This window comes from Arthrobacter sp. NPDC093128 (genome assembly GCF_040683875.1).
Classification (GTDB): Bacteria; Actinomycetota; Actinomycetes; order Actinomycetales; family Micrococcaceae; genus Arthrobacter.
The window spans coordinates 15,031-36,318 of the sequence record NZ_JBFBEY010000026.1 but is presented as its reverse complement, the minus strand read 5'-3'; the positions used below and the strand labels follow the sequence as shown (position 1 = coordinate 36,318).

The 21,288-nt window shown below is 63.9% G+C and carries 16 protein-coding genes and 1 pseudogene; 11 read left to right on the top strand and 6 right to left on the bottom strand.

Features of this window, described 5'->3' with window-relative positions:
• Positions 1 to 411: 411 nt before the first annotated feature.
• From AB0N24_RS23220 to AB0N24_RS23195, 6 genes are all read right to left on the bottom strand, one after another.
• Complete coding sequence (locus tag AB0N24_RS23220) at positions 412 to 846, bottom strand: nuclear transport factor 2 family protein (RefSeq protein WP_364129650.1); 435 nt, start codon at positions 844 to 846, stop codon at positions 412 to 414.
• Positions 837 to 1,643 carry an MBL fold metallo-hydrolase gene (locus AB0N24_RS23215; protein WP_364129648.1) on the bottom strand — a complete coding sequence of 269 codons (807 nt, stop codon included), beginning with the start codon at positions 1,641 to 1,643 and terminating at the stop codon, positions 837 to 839. The genes AB0N24_RS23220 and AB0N24_RS23215 overlap by 10 nt, the downstream gene beginning before the upstream one ends.
• Positions 1,644 to 1,764: 121 nt before the next feature.
• Positions 1,765 to 2,259 (bottom strand): MarR family winged helix-turn-helix transcriptional regulator, encoded by a 495-nt coding sequence (locus tag AB0N24_RS23210; protein WP_364129645.1) that lies wholly within the window; start codon positions 2,257 to 2,259, stop codon positions 1,765 to 1,767.
• Between the two features lie 105 nt (positions 2,260 to 2,364).
• Positions 2,365 to 3,294: an NADP-dependent oxidoreductase gene (locus AB0N24_RS23205; RefSeq protein ID WP_364129643.1), complete on the bottom strand. Its 930-nt coding sequence runs from the start codon at positions 3,292 to 3,294 to the stop codon at positions 2,365 to 2,367.
• 183 nt (positions 3,295 to 3,477) lie between these two features.
• On the bottom strand, positions 3,478 to 3,609 hold the full coding sequence (locus AB0N24_RS23200) for a hypothetical protein (RefSeq protein WP_364129641.1): 132 nt from the start codon (positions 3,607 to 3,609) through the stop codon (positions 3,478 to 3,480).
• The gene (locus AB0N24_RS23195; protein ID WP_364129638.1) at positions 3,606 to 4,271 is read right to left on the bottom strand and encodes a DsbA family oxidoreductase; all 666 of its coding nucleotides are present in this window, start codon (positions 4,269 to 4,271) and stop codon (positions 3,606 to 3,608) included. Before AB0N24_RS23195 ends, AB0N24_RS23200 begins: the two co-directional genes overlap by 4 nt.
• 187 nt (positions 4,272 to 4,458) lie before the next feature.
• Between AB0N24_RS23195 and AB0N24_RS23190 the strand changes: the two genes are divergently transcribed.
• The 11 genes and pseudogenes from AB0N24_RS23190 (at position 4,459) to AB0N24_RS23140 (ending at position 21,288) form a co-directional block, all read left to right on the top strand.
• A complete protein-coding gene (locus AB0N24_RS23190; protein WP_364129636.1) occupies positions 4,459 to 4,866 on the top strand; it encodes a helix-turn-helix domain-containing protein in 408 nt (135 codons plus the stop codon).
• Positions 4,867 to 5,074: 208 nt separating this feature from the next.
• Positions 5,075 to 5,737: a TetR/AcrR family transcriptional regulator gene (locus AB0N24_RS23185; protein WP_364129634.1), complete on the top strand. Its 663-nt coding sequence runs from the start codon at positions 5,075 to 5,077 to the stop codon at positions 5,735 to 5,737.
• Positions 5,734 to 7,368 (top strand): CocE/NonD family hydrolase, encoded by a 1,635-nt coding sequence (locus AB0N24_RS23180; protein ID WP_364129631.1) that lies wholly within the window; start codon positions 5,734 to 5,736, stop codon positions 7,366 to 7,368. The genes AB0N24_RS23185 and AB0N24_RS23180 overlap by 4 nt, the downstream gene beginning before the upstream one ends.
• Before the next feature lie 808 nt (positions 7,369 to 8,176).
• Positions 8,177 to 9,574, top strand: a complete 1,398-nt coding sequence (locus AB0N24_RS23175; protein ID WP_364129628.1) for a helix-turn-helix domain-containing protein — start codon at positions 8,177 to 8,179, stop codon at positions 9,572 to 9,574.
• A 423-nt stretch (positions 9,575 to 9,997) separates the two neighbouring features.
• On the top strand, positions 9,998 to 11,398 hold the full coding sequence (locus AB0N24_RS23170) for an MFS transporter (protein WP_364129625.1): 1,401 nt from the start codon (positions 9,998 to 10,000) through the stop codon (positions 11,396 to 11,398).
• 50 nt (positions 11,399 to 11,448) lie between these two features.
• Positions 11,449 to 12,813 (top strand): FAD-linked oxidase C-terminal domain-containing protein, encoded by a 1,365-nt coding sequence (locus tag AB0N24_RS23165; RefSeq protein WP_364129624.1) that lies wholly within the window; start codon positions 11,449 to 11,451, stop codon positions 12,811 to 12,813.
• Between the two features lie 18 nt (positions 12,814 to 12,831).
• Positions 12,832 to 14,496, top strand: a complete 1,665-nt coding sequence (locus tag AB0N24_RS23160) for a thiamine pyrophosphate-binding protein (RefSeq protein WP_364129621.1) — start codon at positions 12,832 to 12,834, stop codon at positions 14,494 to 14,496.
• A 361-nt stretch (positions 14,497 to 14,857) separates the two neighbouring features.
• Positions 14,858 to 14,995, top strand: a pseudogene (locus AB0N24_RS23155) (DUF2398 family protein); the annotation flags it as partial.
• Positions 14,996 to 15,009: 14 nt separating this feature from the next.
• Complete coding sequence (locus AB0N24_RS23150; RefSeq protein WP_364129712.1) at positions 15,010 to 15,642, top strand: TIGR02678 family protein; 633 nt, start codon at positions 15,010 to 15,012, stop codon at positions 15,640 to 15,642.
• A gap of 112 nt (positions 15,643 to 15,754) precedes the next feature.
• Positions 15,755 to 19,885, top strand: a complete 4,131-nt coding sequence (locus tag AB0N24_RS23145; protein WP_364129618.1) for a TIGR02680 family protein — start codon at positions 15,755 to 15,757, stop codon at positions 19,883 to 19,885.
• The gene (locus AB0N24_RS23140) at positions 19,882 to 21,288 is read left to right on the top strand and encodes a TIGR02679 family protein (protein ID WP_364129615.1); all 1,407 of its coding nucleotides are present in this window, start codon (positions 19,882 to 19,884) and stop codon (positions 21,286 to 21,288) included. The genes AB0N24_RS23145 and AB0N24_RS23140 overlap by 4 nt, the downstream gene beginning before the upstream one ends.

The window sequence follows — 21,288 nt, the reverse complement described above, 5'->3', positions numbered from 1 at the left end:
TGGGGAGCAGGAATGTACGGCGCCTAGTGATGGCGAGTGCTGTTCACCACCGTGCCAGACGATATGAAGTGTGGTGGGCCGGTCCTGACGTGGGGACTGGAACCTCGGGTTCAAGCCGGTCCGGGTCTTTCCGCACGAAGGTGCGGGGGTGTGGACTGGGAGAGCCACATTTGAACTTCTGGGGTTTCCAGCCATGAATAAGCGTACTTACGTCGGTTTGGATGTCCATGCACGCAGCGTGGAGGGCTTCGTGCCTCGACCACGAAACAGGCGAGAGTTGGTATGCACAGCCACGCCAGCCTATCTGGAGCCCCACTTCAGGCGCGCTGTACTTCGTCCTGAAATGTAGGCGGATCGTCATGACTGCGATGAGGGGGCTTGATGGGTGCCCCCTCATCGCATCTAGGTCATTCAGCCGGCTGTGGGTTGGCTTGCTTCGGCGACTTTTGCGGTGTCAACGAATTGTTCGAAGCGGACGATGAGTCCGCCGCGAACGATGAAGTGGTGGGCGACCCGGACGTTTAGGGGATTCCCGGTGGCCCGGTGTTTGGCGGTGTATCTGGCCAGGACCACCACGTTTTCGCCGTCTACGACGTACGTATCGTCGTGGGCAGCCCAGCCATCCCAATCCCGGCCAAGGATTTCCATGACGTTCGATGTGACGCCCGCGGGTGTCCGGTAGGTTCCGGCGAGGGGGAAGCCCGCCATCTCCGTCCACTCGACATCCGGGGCCATTGTGGCACGGAGCGCTTCGAGGTCACCAGCTGCTGATGCAAGGTACTGCCGGCGGACGACGTCGCGGGGCGAGGCTGACGTGAGGGGATCGGTGGAGTCGTTCAGCCCCATGTCATTTCCCCCTTGGCGACCTTGGGCCCGATTTGCGCAGCAATGAGCATCCCGGAGTTCGGATAGCTTTCTTTGAGGGCAGCCGTGACAGAAGCTCCGTCGGCTGAGCGGGCGAGGATCCGCTCGAATTCCTGGAGGTAGGACCGCGTGTAGTCGATCCCAGAGGCGTCGTTGGCGGTTCCCGGCAGGCGGTGTCCTGCGATGACGAGCTCTGGTTTCAGGGCCTGCATCTGGTCAAGGAGCTCGATCCACGCCGAGCGCTGTTCGGGAGTTGAGGTGTCTGCGGTCCACACGTGTTCCTCCTGGAAGACCAGGACTCCACCGATAACTGCGTTCTCGTCCGCGTAGTAGAGGTAGTGCCTGTCGGGAAGAGTCTCTGAGCCGCCCCGGAGTTCGAAGCGGTGCCCCTCGAGGTCGATGGCGTCCGCCGTCAGGGGAGTGATCGTGGCCAGACGCGTTGGAAGGTTGGCCCCCAACGCCGCCCAAGCCTTGAGCTTGCCCTCGTAGCTTGCCTGGATGTGGTCAATCACGATGGGGGTCGCCAGGATCGTGGCATTCGGGAACGCGTCGGCGATGACTTCCAGGCCGAAGTAGTAGTCGGGGTCGGCGTGGCTGATGAAGACCGTTTCCAGGTCCTTGCCAGAGTCCAGGACCGCCGCAACGAGACGGTGGCCATCAGCCCGGGTAAAGCCGGCGTCCACGAGGAGAGCCTTTGAGGGGCCGGTAATCAACGTTGCTGACTTGTTGGGTGAACCTGCGGGGAAGTCGAGATCGAAAACCTCAAAATTCAGTGACATGTTGGTGAACCTTTCTCGGATGTCCCCGGGAAAATGTCCGGGACGAGTCGCGCAAGGCACGCTCACTCAGATCCAACATAGCTGACCAGTCAGCTATTCCCGAAGGCTGTGTCCTACTCGATCACGGCATGATCGGCAGCTCCCGCGCGGCGTTCTTGCTGATCTTTTTCACGGCAGCCGAGAATACCTCCGACTCCGCGGGGGAGAGCAGGTTGAGGAGGTGCCGTTCGATGTTTTGTACATGGCGGGCACTGGCGCGAAGGAGCACGTCTTCGCCGTGTGGAGAGAGTCGGATCAGCTGGACCCGGGCATCAGAAGCGGAGCTTTCGCGTTCGATCAGACCCAGCGCTGACGCGCGCTGCACCAGCCGGGTGGCTCCGCCGGAGGTCAGCACCCGGGCCTGGGCGATGTCCCGCACCGGGATTCCCTGAATGCCTGCCCTCCCCGCCAGAAGCAGAAGTTCAAAGACGGAGTGACTGATGCCGAATTCCTGCTCAAGGTCGCGCCCCAAGAGGTACTCAAGCCGGTTCGCCGCGCCTAGGAGACGCCCGAAGACCAGGACTCGATAATCATTGGCAGCCTCCTGGCCGGACCCGAATTCCTTTACACCGCTCACAGTCCAACACTAAACCGCATCCGGTCGGGGGTGTTGTCCAAAACAGGACGCGATTAGCTCCGGAGCGGCCGTCGTCGTCGCTGGCCGTCAACGCAACCGGCAGGCTCAGGGAAGGATCACGACCTTGCCTCGGGTGACTCGCGACTCCATCGCTTTGAAGGCGGCAGCAGCGGCCTCGAGGCGGAACGTGTCCCCGACCCGCGGCGTGACCACCCCGTCCTCGATCAGGACCGTCAGTTCAGACAGGGCCGTCTCCGACTGGTGAGCCTGGCGGGTGGTCGTGATGCCGGCTGCTGCGGCGCGATCCTCATCCAGCCGACCCGCGATGGTGACCAGCCGGCCTCCGCGTCGAAGGACGTCGTAGGATGAGGCGAGTGCATCACTGCCGACCGTGTCGAGCACGGCGTCGTAGTCGGTGAGTCGGCTCGCGATGTCTTCAGCGCGGTAGTCGAACACCTCGTCGGCTCCGAGTCCCTTCGCGAGTGCGACGCCGTCACCACTTGCGGTGGCCGCCACATACGCGCCTAGGTGCTTCGCGATCTGGACGGCGATAGAGCCGACTGCCCCTGAACCTCCGGTGATGAGGACCTTCTGACCGGCCTGCACATCGAGAGCCTTCGTGAGGGCGTCGACCGCCGTCGTTCCCGCGACGCCCATGCTGGCCGCCTCGGTGAATGAAAGACAGGCGGGCATCCGGTGCACATGTGTCGCATCGACGACGGCGTGCTCCGCGAAGGCGCCGCTGTTGCCCATGAGCCCGTACGCTTGGCCGTACACGTGGTCACCGATGCTCGCGGTCGTTACGTCCCGGCCCACCGCGGTGACGATGCCCGCGACGTCGCCGCCGAGAGTCGCTGGAAAGATCAGTGGCATCATGGTGCTGAGGTAGCCTGCGCGCAGCACAGTGTCGAGCGGGTTGAGGGCCGCTGCGCGCACGTCGATGGCCAACTGGTGGGCTTCTGGTGCGGGTTCTGGGATCTCGTTGAGTTCAAGGACGGAGTTGTCTCCGTATTGGTTGATCTGAACGGCTTTCATGGTGCTCCTCTGGGGCGCGGTGAGTCGTATCGACGGAAAGGTCGGGTCCGATCCGTCGGGTGTGGGTGGGCGGTGCAGTTGGCGGTCAGTTGCTGATGGTGTTCTGGCCGAAGAAGCCGACCCGACTGATGTCTTGCGGAGGGCCGTCTGTGGAGCCCGCGGCTCTGAAGACAGTGACGTTCATCAGTCGCAGTGCCCGTGGATCGAGCAGGTGATGCCGTCGCCCATGACGACGAGCGGTGGAACGCTGAGCGGCTCGGGGTCGGGCGCGACCGTCCGTTCTGTCGCGCTCGTAGCGGCCGTCGAGTCTGTCATGATGCGTCTCCGATCGCGGCGGTGATGGCCTGGGTGAAGCCTTCGACGCTCTGGGCGCCGGAGGTGGCGAACCTGCCGCCGTAGAGGGCGAACGGTACTCCGGTGACGCCCAGAGCCTCGCCGCGATGTCGGTCCTCGAGGACGGCATCGGCGAAGGTCTCGCCGGCAAGGACCTCGCGTGCCCGGTCCTCGGGCAGGCCGGTCGATGCGGCCACTGCCAGGAGAGCATCGTGGCTGTAGGGGTTCAGCCGACCTGCGAAGTACTCCGTCTGCACTTTCGTGAAGTATGCGGTCCCGACGCCTTGGGCCTTCGCTAGCTGCAGGAGCCGGTGCACATCGAAGGTATTGACGGCCGGGCGATCGGTGGTGAACGGGAGCCCTTCCGCGTTCGCGAGAGCAGTGATCTGCGCCTCCTTCGTTCGTGCGTTCTCGAGCGAGCTGCCGTGCATGCGGACGAAGATCTCGGGAATCGTCTCGATAAGGCTGCCCGGGCTCTCCGGGTGCAACTCGAAGGAGTGGAGCTCGATCCTGGCGTCGACGCCGGAAGCGTCGATGGCCTGCTCGAGGCGCCTTTTGCCGACGTAGCACCAGGGGCACCCGAGGTCGGTCCAGAGATCAATGGTGAGTGTTGTGGCGGCGGGTGCGACGGTTTCGATAGTCATCATCGTTCTTTCTCAATCGGTGTTGCGCGAATGCGCGTTTGGGGACGGGGATGGATGCTCGTCTAGAGCTGCCCTGGGTGTAACCTACGTTCTGTGTGCAACGCACATTTTGTGTGTAATGACAGCGTCGCTCATTTTCCAGGGCGGTACAAAAGGCACATTGCTGTTCGTGAGATCGGAGAGACCTATGCCCGCAACTACAGGAATCGACGCTGCCGACGTCCCTGGGCCGTGCAGACTCTGGCCGAAAGACAGCGCGTTCATCCGTGAGGTGCTCGATCGGATCGGTGACAAATGGAGCGTGCTCGTGATCGGGACATTGCAGGAGGGGCCGTTGCGCTACTCGGAGCTGAAGAACATCGTGCCCGGAGTCTCTCAGCGCATGCTCACACTGACCCTGCAGCAGTTGCATCGGGATGGTCTCATCACTCGAACCGCCCACGCCGAAGTCCCGCCCCGGGTGGAGTACGCACTCACGGAACTCGGTGAGACGCTCCTCGAGGCCGTGCTGTCCCTGTCCAGCTGGGCTGCGAAGAATCATGAGGCCGTGTCCGCGAACCGCACGGCGTTCGACGAAGCGTTGCAAACGGCGTAGACGCCTCAGCCGAGGATTCCGCGACGGAATGTCTGGGCTTCGAGGCGGCGGGCGGCATGTCCGTCCCCAGTTTCTGAGTTGCACCAGACCACTACGAGGACCAGTGCTGCTCCCTTGCTTGCGGCAGCTTTCTGGGCGCTCACGTTGGGCATCGACTCGGAAGTAGTTTACAGTTGTAAACTTCATTACAGGTGTATAGAATCTTTGCATGGCACCAACAACCGACGAGGTTCCGGACCCGCGGGTCCGGCGCTCCCGGGACGCGCTGATGCAGGCCGCAGTTGCCCTGGTGGGCGAACGGGGCACTGCTGCCGTTCCTGTCTCGGACATTGCCGAGGCGGCTGGCGTGAGCAGGCCGGTCCTCTATCAGCACTTCGGTGATCGGGACCGGCTGCTTCTGGAGTCCGCCCTGGATCTTGCCACCCGGGAGTTGTTGCCCCGTATGGCCGCGGCCTCCAATGACCCGACCAGGCGCTCCGGGGCACTCGCTTTGGCTCGGCATTTCGCGGGCCACAGCGCCTTCTACCGTGCGGTGCTGACAAGTTCCTGCGCCTTTGAGTTGAACAAAGCGCTGACCAGCCTGCTTATCCCGGTCAATCGGAAGCTCGTGCATGACATCTTTGGCGGGGCTCTTGACCCGCAGGGAGAACTGGACTTCGCCACCTTCCTCACCGGCGGCGGGGCCGCCGTCGTCAACACCTGGGTAGTGGACGGCACCGAGCCTCTTGACCCCGAACAGTTCACGGACCGGCTAATGCGACTGTCCGGCGCCGCCGGCGCGCTGCTCCGGCCGGCAACCACAACGCCGCAGGCCAAAACACAGCATGCGACCACACAGCACGCGGCAACAAGACAGGAGCCAGGGCGATGAACCTGATGAGCCATATCCTCCAGCGCAAACTGGAGCTTCCGGCACCGTTGACCCGCGACCTCGTGGTGCAGAAAGACCTGCGTGTGTTGATGCCCGACGGCGTCGAACTCCTCGCGGACCGCTGGGCACCGAAGTCCGGCGGTGAAGGGCTGCCCACTGCGCTGCTGCGCTCTCCGTACGGCCGTGCGGGCATTTTTGCTGCGGCCATGGCAAGGCCCTTGGCTGAGCGCGGATTCCAGGTCCTTATTCAAAGCGTCCGCGGCGGATTCGGTTCCGGAGGGACTCTGGATCCCATGCGGCAGGAGCGTGAGGATGGCCTGGCCACCCTTGACTGGGTGCTGAAGCAGCCGTGGTTCGGCGACTCGATGGTGCTGGTGGGCGTCAGCTACCTCGGATTTGTGCAGTGGGCGGTGGCTGATCGTCTGCCTCCCCAGGTCAAGGCGATGATTCCGCAGGTGACCGAATCGGCACTGAGCCTCGAGTTCCTCCGCGAGGACGGCATGTCACTGGAGCTTCCCTTCGAATGGGGCGTCATGACCGCCGTCCAGGAGCGGCCGTGGGCCATTCTCAGGAGCCGGGGACAGGCGAAGAAAACAACCCGGGCGCTGCACACGCTCCCGCTGAACACGGCGGACGTAGCCGCCCTCGGCCACAGTTCCAAATACATCCAGCACATTCTGGCGTACGACGCGAAGCATGAATTTTGGGCCAACGCCGATCATTCCAGCCGCGTCGCCAGCGTGAGCGTACCGGTCAGCTCGATCGGCGGCTGGTACGACATCTTCCTTCCCGGCCAGCTGCGTGACTTCCAGGCCCTGCAGGAAGCGGAGCGCCCCGCCCGGCTGACAGTCGGTCCTTGGACGCATGCGGAGTTCACCAACATCGGCGTCCTGGAGGCCGTTGAGTTCGGACTTGCCTACGCCCGCGGAGAGCAGCCGCCCGAACGCGCTGCAGTGCGGCTGTTCGTGATGGGTGAGGACGCCTGGCGTGACTTCGACTCCTGGCCGCCGAAGGGCTATGAACCCCAGAAGTTCCACCTTCATTCGGACGGCACACTGTCCGGCGAACCGGCACGTGATTCGGAGCCCGACACCTATCGCTACGATCCGGCCGAGCCAACACCGGCCGCCGGAGGCATCAGCATCGGTCAGGGAGGTCGCGTAGACAACACCGCGCTCGAAGCCCGGCCCGATGTGCTGACGTACACCACACCCGTGCTCGGCGAGGACGTTGAAATCATCGGCGAGGTCAGTGCGGAAATCTGGTTCCGCTCCAGCCTTGCCCACGCTGACGTCTTCGTCCGGCTGTGCGACGTCGGCCCCGACGGCCTCTCCCATAACATCTGCGACGGCCTGACCAGCCTCACCGGGGCCAACGAGCTCACCAGCGCAACCGTCCGGCTCTGGCCAACCGCCTACTGCTTCAAGCGGGGCCACCGCATCAGGGTCCAGGTCTCCAGCGGCGCATTTCCACGCTTTGCCCGCAATACCGGCACTGGCGAACCGCGCGCCACAGCCACCACGCTGCTGGCCGCGGACCAGGCCGTCCACCACGACCCAGAGCACCCTTCCGCGGTAATCCTGCCCGTCAGGGCGGTTAGTTCTAAGCCGACCGGGGCGGGGTATCACTAGTCCAGATAGTTGGACAGCGAGTCCTCACCCCCAAGCTTCCACAACTATTTACGCCGACCCGGAAAGCACGTGCGGAAATTTGCCCCGGTGATCCAACAGCGGTGACGGAGTCCGAGAGTTAGCAAGCGCAACAATCAACCGCGTTAAGGAAAGCTGAAGGGACCGCGCATGGCGCAATGCCGTACGCAGTCCCCGACAGCTCTCGCTCTTGGGAGAAATCAGTTTGTGGGTCACGGCTGTTTCTTTCTAAGGGAGGAACGTTGCCTTTCCGAGTGGCGTCACAGTGAGTGATTTGAGTTGTGCTGTACCCATGGCTGGTCCGGCGTGTTGATGCATTCATGAAGTGTTGGTGTTCCGGACGCGGACCTTGTCCTTGGTCCTCCTTCAGATTTCCAGCCTACGACCAGCCACACAACGGCTGCCGACAGCAGGCATATGCTGATCGATACCAGGGGAGTAAGGACGCGCTTGAAAAGAAGATCGCGCGGTCTCGCGCTCCCGACGAGAATCGTGGACCAGGTTTAGTTCCCACGGCGTTTAGGGTCTTCCCCGATGGAGAGGGCGGTGCGTTGCAATGCAGATAGGCCAACTATTGGCTGGGCTGGGTCGGGACGTTCTGTCCGGACTAATCACTCCGGACGGTCTCGACATCGAATTCCATCGAGTGGTCGTCGCTGAGGATGGGATGGAAATACACCCCGGAGACCTGATCATTCTGCCTCCCGATGTCCGGGTGTCGCAGGCTGCCAGCGATACTGGGGCCCCACTCCGGTGGATGCGGGCTGCTGCCAGTCGCGGCGGAGCTGCCGTGGTTCTCAAGCTTTCAGATGGCGATAACGCTGTGGAAGTGGTTGCCGCGGGTCGGGAATTCGGTATTGCAATTCTTGGCATTGATCCGTCAATAAGTTGGTATCAGGCACTTACCCAGATTTCCGCATCGATGGAAGCTTACGGGCTCGCAGCGGCTGAGTCCGCAGACGGCTTCCTTCAGGATCTCTTTTCGTTGGCAGAGACCACGTCCATAGCGGCAGGGGGAGCTATTGCCATCATGGACGCTTACGGTCAGATCGTCGCCTATTCCTCCCAGCCCTCCCAGCCGATAGACAGTGTCCGGACGGACGGCATTCTCGGCCGGAAGGTCCCGCCTGAGTTCCTCCGGTCGCACACTGAGGCCCGGCACTGGAGGATGGGCGAGGTCAGGCGGATGGAGAGCCCCGGCACACTGCCGCGGTTGGCGGCCCCGGTCAGGGCCGGTGACACATTTTTGGGATCGGTCTGGGTCATCATTCCTTCAGATGCCACCTTGACGGACCTCGAGGCCGTCCTTTCGGCCGCAGCGAAAACGGCCGCCGTACACCTCCTTCGCTATGCTTCCACCGCTGCGTCCTCGGCCTGGAGAGTGGGCGAGAGCCACGTACGAGCGAAACTGCTGGGTCGCGCGGAGCCTCATTCCACTAAGACTGCACGGGATGTAGGACCTTGTGTGGTCTTGGCTGTCGTGCCTAAAGACCAGGACCTCGCTGACGACGCAATGATGCGCGAACGCCTAGCAGCTCTCACCTTCGTCATCGTGTCCGCCTGGCCTCGAGGTGGTTGCGCAGTTCTTGACGATGTCGTCTACGGGCTCCTTCCTCTGGACAAATCCAGATCGGAGGACGGCGCCCGGATGATCGCGGAAACCGTTGTCAGGCGAAGCCGAGAGAGTTTGAATCTGGACGTCGCCGTCGGGTTGAGTTCTCAATCCGTCGATGTCCCTGAGGGCAAAAATGAGAGTCTCGAAACGGCGCGGTGGATTGTGGAGAATGGAGAAGGCGTCGGGACTTTTGATGAAATCCGGATCAAAGCGACCCTAAAGCGGGCAGCCGATGCCCTGACAGCAAGCCGGATATCGCTGCTCTCCGTCAACGCCGTTATCGACTACGACCGAAACCACGGGACCGATTTTGCTAAGACGATCCTTGCTTATCTCGAAAACGGACTGAACGTGTCCGCAGCAGCCGCAGGCCTTCATCTTCATTCCAACACTCTGCGCTACCGGTTGCGGCGGGTCACGGAACTGTTCGAGTTGTCCCTCGATGAACCGGACGGACGCTTGGCCGCCTGGATGTTCCTCCGGCTTAACCCGGAACACGCCAACGCGCAGCAAACGCATGAAACCCACAGCTCCGGACGGTTATCGACGCCCCAGGTCCCTTTGGAATGGTAGCCTCCGGCTGTCCATTCTGGCCAAAGAACGACCCGGTTTTCTCACATTTGGACATATCTTGCCCACCATCGCGCAGGCCATACTTCTGGGTATCACATAACCGCATTGGTGCAAAGGAGCCCAAAAGTGTTATCCCACGCGGTGCCTCCTTCTTCAGCCAAGTCCTGGCTTACTCCGGGTTTCGGAACCATATGGCGGCCTCGAAAACACCGCCCGCGGAAAAGTGCCAAACGCCAGCGGTGAGACCGCCCTTACGGCATGGCTGTCCCATATCACCTGCCGCTAGATAGAGGGCTGCCCTTAGCCCCGCTGGATTATCGAAGCCTGGAAGTGGCCGGCCCGTGATGCCGCACCCAATCACCCACCCGAAAGTCCACTTTTAACCCGGTCACATCGACGTGCCGGCCAGAAAGAAGGAACACCATGAGCGCTCTGTCATACACGCAGCGTAACCCGGCACAAGAACGGCGCCGGGTGGCGTTTGCCACCATAATCGGAACCACGATCGAGTGGTACGACTTCTTCATTTACGCAAACGCCGCAGGTCTGGTCTTCGCCAAGCTCTTCTTCGAACCGGCCGGAAGCGATATCGGCATCCTCATCTCCTTCGCCTCGATCGGGCTAAGCTTCCTCTTCCGGCCCTTAGGCGCCTTTCTGGCCGGCCACTTCGGCGACAAGCTCGGCCGCCGGGCCATGCTGGTATTTACCCTGATCCTTATGGGCGCCGCGACAACGCTGATCGGCGTGCTGCCCACCTACGAGACGGCAGGCATCATCGCGCCGGTCCTACTGCTGCTCCTGCGCATTCTTCAGGGCATTTCCGCCGGCGGTGAATGGGGCGGCGCTGTACTGATGGCAGTCGAGCATGCACCCCGCGGCAAGCGCGGTCTCTACGGCGCTTTCCCGCAGCTGGGCGTCCCTCTAGGCATGCTCCTTGCCTCCGGTGTACTGGCCCTGATGTCCGGCGTGGTCTCCCCGGGCGCCGCCTTTGTCGAGTGGGGATGGCGCATCCCGTTCCTGCTTAGCTTCGTCCTGATCATCGTTGGCTCCGTCGTCCGTCGCAGTGTGGACGAAAGCCCGGTCTTTGAGGAAATTGCGCAGAAGAAACAGCAGACCCGGGTCCCAATCGTCGAATTGTTCAGGAAGCATTGGCTCCTGGTCATCATCGCCGCGCTGGTTTTTGCAGGCAACAACGCTTCCGGCTACATGACCACCGGTGGATACATCCTCAACTACTCCACTAATCCCAAAGGGTTAGCCATGGACCGCACTGAAGTGCTGCTTGCTGTAACTGCTTCCGCTGTCTTCTGGTTCATCTCCACGCTCGCAGCAGGCATACTGGCTGACAGCATCGGCCGTAAGAAGACCTATCTCATAGGCTACGCAAGCCTCATAGTCACCGTCTTCCCGCTTTTCTGGCTAATCAACACCGGGAATGTCTGGGCAATGGTCCTTGGCTTGGCCATGTTAACCGTCGGCCTCGGCCTGACGTACGGCCCGCAGGCCGCCCTGTACAGCGAGCTTTTTCCGGCTTCCGTCAGGTTCTCCGGCGTCGCCATCTCCTATGCTCTGGGCTCGATCCTCGGTGGAGCATTCGCTCCAACCATCGCCACCGCACTCGTTCAAGCCACCGGGACTACCACTTCTGTTTCCGCATACCTGCTGGTTGTCGCTCTGGTGTCAACGGGCGCCGTGCTCGTCATCCGTGAACGCAAAGGCATAGACCTTGGCATCGAGAACCAGGCCGAGCAGGAAGTAGGGGGAACCATTTTCGACAAGCGCACTCACGCCCCAAGCCGCGACGGAGCCGTTGCGAGAGCCTGACTCGGGTTGCTCCTGGCTCAGTGAACTCATCGTATGAAAAGGACAATCACATGAACGCCATGAATTTGTTGCTGGAGGCTCTCCCCGGCATGGTCGTGACCGACCGTGACGAGCTCAGGCAATACCAGACCGACCGCTCCGGCCATGTCTCCCCGGGAGTCCCCATGGCGGCGGTTCATCCACGAAGCGTTGAGGACGTTCAGGCTGTTTGCCGCATAGCGCACGAAACCGGCACTCCGGTCGTGACGCGGGGGGCCGGGACGGGTCTCGCCGGTGGGGGCATCGCCGGAAATGGCGAAATAGTGCTCTCCATGGACTCTATGCGGGGCATCTTGGAAATTTCGCAAGCCAACCGCCTTGCAGTGGTTCAGCCGGGAATCCTCAACGGCGAACTTAACACAGAACTGGCCGCATACGGCTTATGGTGGCCCCCGGATCCTGCGAGCAAGGACATCTCCACAGTGGGCGGCAACATAGCCATGAACGCAGGCGGCTTGCTGTGCGCGAAATACGGTGTCACCCGGGAAGCAGTCCTCGGCCTGAAGGTCGTTCTGGCCGACGGACGTCTGATATCCGTAGGGCATCGGACGGTTAAGGGGGTCACTGGGTACGACATTTGCGCCCTGATCATTGGTTCCGAGGGGACGCTGGGCATCATCGTCGAATGTACGCTGAAACTGCAGCCGGTACCGACGGGCCCGACCGCCACCATCGGTGCGTTCTTTTCCGGGATCGAAGAGGCAGCTGACGCTGCGGCGGCGATAACAGCCGCCGGGCTTGTGCCTGCCATCATGGAGCTACTCGACCGCCGGACCCTCGAATGCGTCAGCGCCTACACCGGGCAGAGCCTCCTCTCGCAGGGAAGTTCGTACCTCCTGATCCAGTGCGACGGGGCGGCTGCCCTTGAAGAGGCCGCAAGGGTTGCGGACATCATCGAGGCGGCGGGTGCGGAAGCCAGCATAACCACGGACCCGGACGAGACCTCGCGTCTTGTCGATATCCGTCGCCAAGCATTTCCCGCCCTTGAATCCATGGGAATGATGCTGGTTGAAGACGTGGCAGTGCCCCGCGACCGGGTCACTGACGTGTTCCGCAAAGTGCTGGAACTTGAAGACCGATTCGGCATCATGATCCCCACCGCCTGCCACGCGGGCGACGGAAACCTGCATCCAACATTCGTGTACCAGGGCGATACAGTTCCCGACGACATCTGGAAGGCTGCAGGCGAACTGTTTGCCTACGCCCTTGAACTTGGCGGCACCCTCTCCGGCGAACACGGCATCGGCCTGCTTAAGCGCCAATGGATAGGTGACGAACTCGGCGCGGACCTACTCGGAATCCAACAGCAAATAAAAGCCGTTCTCGATCCCCGGAAAATCCTCAACCCTGGAAAGATCTTTCCTCCAACCATTTGAAAGGCCATCTTGAACAGCGTGACTATTCAGGACAGAACCGTATCCGACACCATCGCCGATGTAGTCGCGGAACACAGCGAAGTTGTATTTGGGCTCATGGGCAACGGCAATGCCTTCCTCGTCAGCAGCCTCACCGCAAGAGGCCACCGCTTCATTAGTGCGAGGCACGAGCAGGGAACCGTTGCCATGGCCGATGCCTATCACCGGGCGTCAGGAAAAATCGCCACGGCCACGGCAACTTACGGTGCCGGATTCACTAACACCCTTACCTCCTTGGCTGAGGCGCGCCTGGCCCGCACTCCGCTCGTGCTGGTGGTCGGCGACGCGCCGACCACAGGGATACGGCCATGGGACGTTGACCAGGAAAAAATCGCTGAAGGACTCGGAGTGCGGACATTCACCGTACAAGCCCACACCGCTGCAGCCGTCACCCGCAACGCCTACAAAATCGCCTCCGCCGAACGTGTGCCGGTCATCGTAGCCATCCCATATGATCTTGCTTCGCTGCCCACACCAACGCAGCTGGATTTGCCGGGCGTGCCGGTCCCCCCAACACCCCAGCCCGACGCCATAGAAGTAGGCGTCGCCGCGGGGCTACTGCAGCGTGCCGCTCGACCCCTAATAATTGCAGGGCGTGGGGCAGTGACCAGCAAGGCGGGTCCCGCCTTGCGCGAAACAGGTGACCGCTTGGGCGCGCTCTTCGCTACCTCGGTCATGGCACGCAACATCTTCGAGTCCGAGTGGGACCTCGGGATAGCCGGCGGCTTCGGGCGAATTCCATCGATCGAGATCATGCGCCAGGCCGACGTTGTCCTCGTTGTAGGGGCAAGCCTGAACACGTTCCAGATGCGCTACGGCACGCTTATCGCGCCCGACGCGACGTTGATCCAAGTGGACACGCTGCACGCCGCAACCCACCAGCGGGTAGACCGCTTCATAAGCTCTGACGCATCCGCCTTTAGCCAGGCGCTGCTGGAATGGATCTCTCCAAACCCTTCGAACCGGTGGCGCGACAAAGCACAACAGGTCGCGGACGGGCGGATCCGGGAGGAGCCAGCGTCCCAGGAATACGCAGCCGACGGGCGGCTCAATCCCAGAACCTTCGCCAAGGCGCTGGAGAATATCCTCCCTGCGCAACGCACTATCGTGCAGGACGGAGGCCATTTCTCCGGGTGGATCCCTATGTATTGTTCGGCCCCGGATCCTCAAGGCATGATGCTCGTGGGGACAGCATTCCAGACGATCGGACTGGGGCTCCCGGCGGCCGTCGGCGCCGCGCAGGTGGGCAATGGGCGAACAACCGTCTTGGTCACTGGCGACGGAGGTGCGCTCATGGCCCTGCCCGAGCTGGAGACCATGATCCGCACGGTTCACAGCGGCATCATTGTGGTGTTCAACGATGCAGCCTACGGCGCTGAATTGCACCAGTATGCTTCACGGGGGCTCCACAGCGAGGCAATGTTGATCGATGAAGTGGACTTCGCCGCCGTCGGGCGGTCATTTGGCGCTGCAGGTCTGAAAGCCCGCAGTTTGGCTGACCTTGACCAGCTTAGGCACTGGGTTGATGACGGATGCAAGGGCGTCTTCGTCCTGGACCTTCCTGTGTCGCAAGCAGTCATAGCCGAGTACATGGCTGAAAGCATGCAGGGAATTTTGAGCGCTCTCACAAGGCATGAAAAATGAAAACCCGCCAACGGCGGCGGCCGGCCGTATGGCTCAGCCTCAACTGCCTGAGGTGGCTCCGCTTATGACTGAGAAGGCGTTGGCCGGGTGGTTGTTCGAGACAGCGAACAAAAGACGACGATCCCGTGGAGGGTGCTTTCTCACTTCGATCGCCCTTTCCTGGGAAACCCTGTAGCCCTGAACGATTGGCTCCCGTTGCACACGCATGCCCTACCGCGGCTGCGTCACATGGGAAGGCGCCTGTGAGAAGCGTCCTAGGGACAAGCTAGTCCGGCTCGACGAGCCGGACTAGCTTGTCCCTGGAACTCAAACGGCAGAGGCTGGATCTGACGGCGCCATTCCCTGATCCCACGCCTTACCCATTTTACGGTCCGACCCGCAGATCTCGCTTGGCCGACTGGCCGAAGAGGTCGTGCTCGCGGCCCGCCAGCCGGGTCTGGAAGGTGTGGAGTTCACCCTGCGCGGTCGGGAGGAGCGCTCCGACTTGGTGGCGGCGATCCGGCTGCTGCTGGGCTGCTGCTGCTGGGCTATGGGGTACTCATCCGGGTGGCGGGCGACGAGGAGTTGTACGTGTCGGCGGACGGGGATGCCTTGTACGACGTCCACCGGCGGGTGCTGGCCACGATGCTGTCGACCGTCCACGGGCCCGGTCTGGTCGGTTCCGCGCTTGGCCCCGCGCCGGCGATCGACCGAATCGAGGCAGCCCTGCACGAGCCGCCGCCGGCGTATACCGAAGACGAGTCCACCAGACGGCTGCGGCATGCGGTCTCGCGGCGTCTGCTGTGTGATCCGGTGGTCTACTACGACGAGCTGCCCGACGACGAGCGCAGCTACCTCATCGGCCAGCGGGCGCAGTTGACCCGCCGCCTGGCCGAGGCCACCGGGCTGGTGCCCGAGCTGCGAGCCGAAGGTGTCGCACTGGTGGACCCGGACGACCAGCTCACCGACGTGCGGATGCCGGACCAGGGCACCGACGGGCACGCCACGCTGCTGCTGGCCGAGCACTTGGCGGCCACGGGTTCTGCCCAAGTAGCGGCCCTTCGACAACGGTTACGAGAGCTGGCCGAGGACTATGCGGCCTACTGGCGCAAGACGACCCGGGAGCGGAGAATGCGATCGTTGCCGAGGCACTCGACCGTCTGGTAGGTCTCGGACTGGTACGGGTCACGGGCCACGGGCCGGGCGCGGTCGCAGACCCACTGCCGGCGCTTCGGCGTTTCGCCGTGACTACCGCGATCATCACGGAGAGGAGAGCACGATGAGCAGCCTCGATGGAGCTATCGATCTGGCCCAGGCACACGGGGTGGGGTTAGACGGCGTCTTACCCCACCCCGGCAACGAGCGCTGGCAGCCCCTGAGGCTCGGTTTGGTGGACCTGTTCTACTACGACGACGAGCAGTTCTGGTTCCACGACGGGCGCCTGCTCCTGCGCGGCAACAACGGGACCGGAAAGTCAAAGGTGCTGGCCCTGACACTACCGTTCCTGCTGGACGGCTCGATCGCGCCGCGACGTGTGGAGCCGGACGCCGATCCCAAAAAGCGTATGGAGTGGAACCTGCTACTGGGCGGCGCCCACCGGAACCCGGAGCGAACCGGCTACTCCTGGTTCGAGTTCGGGCGCGTGGACGCCGACGGAACGGAGCACTTCACGACGATGGGTATCGGCCTCAAGGCAGCTGCGGGCCGCGGCATCGTCAAGACGTGGTACTTCACCAGTACGCGCCGAATCGGAGACCTGCGCCTGCTGGACCACAACCGTACGGTGCTGAGCCAGGAACGCCTCCGTGACGAGCTGACGTCCACCGGGTACGGGCAAGTCCAGACCACTCAGGAGGCCTACCGGCGATCGGTGGACGAGACGTTGTTCCGGCTGGGAGAGGAGCGGTACGCCGCCCTCATCGATCTCCTGATCCAGTTGCGTCAGCCGCAGCTGTCCAAGAAGCTTGACGAAAAGGCGCTGTCGGCGGCACTAACCGAAGCGCTCGCGCCACTTGACCAAGCCGTGGTCGCAGACGTCGCAGAGTCCTTCCGGTCCCTGGAGGAGGAGCGAGCCGGTATTGCGGAAGCCAAAGAGACGCTCACGGCGGCAGAGGGCTTCCTTCGGCATTATCGCGTCTACGCCAAGGTGGCGTCCCGGCGGCACACGACTGCGGTGCGGCTGGCCAACTCGGCCTACGAGCACGCCGGCCGTGACCTGCGCGAAGCCGAGGAGCAGTTGGCTGCCGCTGTGGACGAGGTGGAGCGGCTAGCCGGGCGGCAGGAGGAAAGAGAGGAGTCGCAGAGTACCCTTCAGGGGCAGGAGCAGGCGCTACGGGCAAGCCCCGAGATGCGCGATGCCGACCGCCTGGACCAGGCCTCGCGCGACGCAAAAGAGATGGAGCTCCGGGCCACGGGCGTCGGCAGCGAAGCAGGGCAGGCGTCCGTCAAGGCCCGGAAGGAGAGTGAGGCCGACGCCGCTGCGGCTCGTCGCCACGAGGAGGCGGATACCGAAGCCAAGCGGCAGGATGCGGCGGCGGCTGAACTGGCCCTCGCGGCAGGGCTGCAGACGGAGCACGCGGTGATCGCGCCCGATGCCGATGCTGCTCGCCGGGCTGTGGCTCGGCGGCGTGACCAGGTGACGCACGTTCGTCGGCTGGTGGAGGCGGTGCAGCAGGCCGCGTCGACTGCCGCTCATCAGCGGCAGTTGCTCGATGTGTCCGAGGCCGACGTGGCCTGGCGTGCCGAGGATCTGCGGGCCGCACACGAGACGGTCGAGACGGCCGTTCACGCCTATAGCGACGGTGTACGGGCTTACCTGGACGGTCTTACCGCCACCGTCCTGGATATGGGTGTGGACGAGCTCGCCGGCCTCTCTGAGGGGTGGGCGAGGAGTATGTTGGGCGAATCGCCCCTGCGATCCGTGGTGGAGGCCGCCGCCACCGAGGCGCTGGACCGGGTCGGGCGGGAGCGGGTCGCGGCCGAGCACGAGGAGGAGCGGCTTGCCGACGAGCTAGCTAAGGCTCGCACAGAGATTGCTGCTTTGGAGGACGGTCGTGATCCGGAGCCGCCGTTAGCTCCCGGACGGGATCATCGACCCCGGGCGGCCCGGCAAGGCGCGCCGCTGTGGCGGCTGACAGACTTCGCCGACTCTGTTTCTGATGCCGATCGGGCGGGCATAGAGGCGGCCCTGCAGTCGGCCGGGCTGCTCGACGCCTGGGTCTTCCCAGACGGCACCGTGCAGGTCGATGGCGACGTCGTGCTCGGCCCGAACGGCCTTGAAGTGCGTCCATCGCTGGCGGCAGTGCTGTTACCCGCCGCCGGGCCCGACGACGCGGTCAGTACCGAGGCTGTCATGGCCATCCTCGACCGAATTGGGTGGGGCGATACGTCAGGGGCCGCCATGTGGGTGGACCACGATGGGCGCTGGGGATCCGGCCCCGCCCGTGGCTCCTGGTCCAAAGAGCGGGCCGAGTTCGTGGGCGCCGGTGCCCGTGAGGCTAACCGGCGCGAGCTACTGGCGACCATGCGGGCCTCCGCCGAGGCACTAGAGGACAAGCGTGCCGCTGCACAGGAGCGGGTCGCCGATGCCAACCGGAAGGCCGAGGACGTTCGGGCCGAACGTGCGGGCTATCCAATGCAGCTTGAACGCGCGCTCGACTCGGCGCACAATCGCGTCGCCACTGCGCAACGGGAAGTGGAACGGGCCCAGCAGAAGGTGATCGAAGCGTTCGAGTCCTGGGAGAGTGCAGCCGAAGAAGCGGATCAGGCCAACGACGAGCTCGCCGAGCAGGCCGCGCAACTCGGGGTCAGCACCACGGTCGCCGGGAACGGTGCCGCCTTAGCAGCCGTCTCGGCCTATGCCGAGGCACTGGCGGAAGTGCGGAGCGCAGTCCGCGCCCTGGCCGAGGCGGCGGCTGCCCGGGAGCAAGCCATCGAGCGCGCCGCCGAGGCGAATGAATTTCGAGAACGGAAGGAGTCCGAGCACCGTGGCCTAAAGGCCCAGGCCATCAGCCTGCGATCTAAGTACGAGGCGCTGAAGGCCACCGTCGGAGCATCAGTGGCCGAGCTTCAGGCACGGCTGGGCGAGATCACAGCTGCCCTCAGGAACGTGGCCGAAAAGCTCAAGCAGATCGCCAGGGAACAACTCACAGCCGCAGCGGAACGCGGACGATCGGAGGAGATGGTTCTCGAGCTCAAACGGCGCCGCGAGGAGACCGCGACTTCGCGCGAGGAGAAGATTGGCAGCCTGAGGGCCTTCACCGCGACGGGCCTACTGCGGGTCGCGCTGCCCGACCTCGCCGTACCGGCACCCGATGCGCCCGACGAGTGGAACATTACCGCGGCCGTGAGCCTGTCCCGCAACGTCGAGCAGCAGCTGCACGAGGTCGATGAGTCCGACGACGCCTGGGGCCGTGTCCAGCAACGCGTTTCCAGCGCGTCCACGGAGCTGGCCGCGCAGATGAGTCGGCACGGGCACACCGCCTTCGTCGAGCAACGCGGCGAGGTGCTGGTGGCACGGGTGCGCTACCTGCACGACGAGGTCGACGTCGACAGACTGGCGGACATGCTGGCGGCAGACGTCGCGGACCGTGAGCGCCTGCTCAGCGCCCGCGAGCGGGAGATCCTCGAAAACCATCTGGTCAACGAAGTGGCCGGTCATCTGCACGAGCTGCTTCTCACGGCAGAGGAGCAGATCGACCGGATAAACCGCGAGCTGGCCGAGCGCAAGACCTCGACCGGCATGCAGCTGCGTGTCCGGTGGCGCGAGCGTGCCGACGGTCCGGCCGGGCTGGCGGCGACCAAGGGCCTCATGATCCGCTCCGACGCCACGTGGACGCCCGAGGACCGCGTTGCGATCGGCGACTTTCTGCAAACGCAGATCGCGGAGGTCCGTGAGGCCGACCCGACCGGTGGCTGGCAGGAGCACCTGGAGCAGGCCCTCGACTACCGGCAGTGGCATACCTTCGTGGTCGAGCGGCGGCAGAACGGGCAGTGGCGGCCGGCATCCGGTCCGGCATCAGGCGGTGAGAAGGCGCTGACGGTCTCGGTGCCGCTGTTCGCCGCCGCATCGGCCCACTACAACTCGGCCAGCCGACATGCGCCGCGCCTCATCCTGCTCGACGAGGCATTTGCTGGTGTGGATGATGACTCCCGAGCCAAATCGCTGGGGCTTCTGGCCACCTTCGACCTTGACGTGGTAATGACCAGCGAGCGTGAGTGGGCCTGCTATCCGCAGGTGCCCGGCCTCTCGATCGCACAACTCTCCCGCGTGGAGGGGGTCGACGCCGTGGGCGTCACCCGATGGCGGTGGGACGGCCGACGACGGCACCGGGTCGGCGAAGTGGATGGAACGGCCCATGCCGGGGGCCCCTCCCCGGTTCCGTCTGACGAGCCGGCATTGTTCGGATGACCGCAGAACAGCCAGCCGTGCCGATGACCGCGGGAACCGGAGACCGTACCGCGTTGGACCGGCTTCTGGGCGTCGCCGAGATGGGTTGGCTCGTCGCTAGGGTGCGCGGGCGGATCATCGACTCCGGGGGAGAGCCGCTCAGGGGCGTCGTCCAATTGAACGCGGCAACCGCCGAGCAACGTTCCGCTGCCATGAGGCTCGTCGGACGGCCGAAGCGAGCCGGGACGGCACTGCGGGTGGACCTCACCGATGTTGAACAGATCCTGCGCCGTGGACCATGGCCCGCTGGCCTGGCCGACGCCGTCGAGACACTGACCGGGCCGGTGGTCGACCGCAGGGCTGAGCGGGAAGGGGAAGCAGCCGCGTGGGACGTAGCTCGCGATGGCCTAGCTCCGGCGGCTGCCAGGTTCCCTCGGCTCCCAGTCTGGTGGGACGCCTGGTGCTCGGCCGGTGGACTCAAGCGGGCTGCGAGGGCCGAAGCGGCGCGGACCGGGGCGACACCATCGCCTGCGGTGGGTGCGGACCTGGTGAGCATGTTAGCGGCGGTCCTCGAGTTGCTGCCGGCGCACGGGGAGCCGCTGGCCATCCTCGCCCGAAGAGCGGTAGGTGACGCTCACGCTCTGGACGTCTCGAGACCGCTCGGCCGGCTGGGCGTTTCCGTGATCCGGGCGGCGTTCCTGCCTGACGAGGCGGTCTCGGACGGAGAGTCGTCTCCCCGCGATGTATGGGCTGCTGCAGGAGTCGTGCTGTCGAACCTGGCCTCAACCGTCCTGTGCCTGGGCGTCCCAGGAGTGAGTTCCGCTGATTCGGAAATTGTCGGTCACGCATCGCGAACGGCGACGGCGAGCTCCTTGGAAGCCATGCGGGCAGCCCGCATGCCCGTGCTCCTGACGCTCGACCAAGTGCGCTCCGGCGGAGTACAAGCGCTCCCGCACGGTAGCGTCATTCACATCTGCGAGAACCCGACGGTCGTCGAAGTCGTGGCCGACCGCTGGGCGCGAATTACAGCCGTGGCCGGAACATCCGGCGCGGGAGGACCAGTCCTTGTGTGCACATCTGGCCAGCCGAGCACGGCGGTCGTGGAGCTGCTTAAAAGACTCGCCGGGGAAGGCGCAGAATGTCGCTATCACGGTGACTTTGATTGGGCAGGTCTACGGATCGCCCGCTCCCTCAGCGCGCACGTGAAGTGGGTGCCGTGGCGCTACACGGACGCCGACTACCGTGCCGCTGTGCGAGACGGGAGGCCTTCGCTTCGTCTGGCGGGACTACCAGCCGAATCCCCTTGGGATCCGAACCTGGCGGTCGGCATGGCCGAATGCGGCCTCGCCCTCGAGGAGGAGGCCGTGGCGAACTTGCTTGCCGCCGACGTTTTGGCGGCAAGGCGCTCGTGCGTAGGGCCGTAA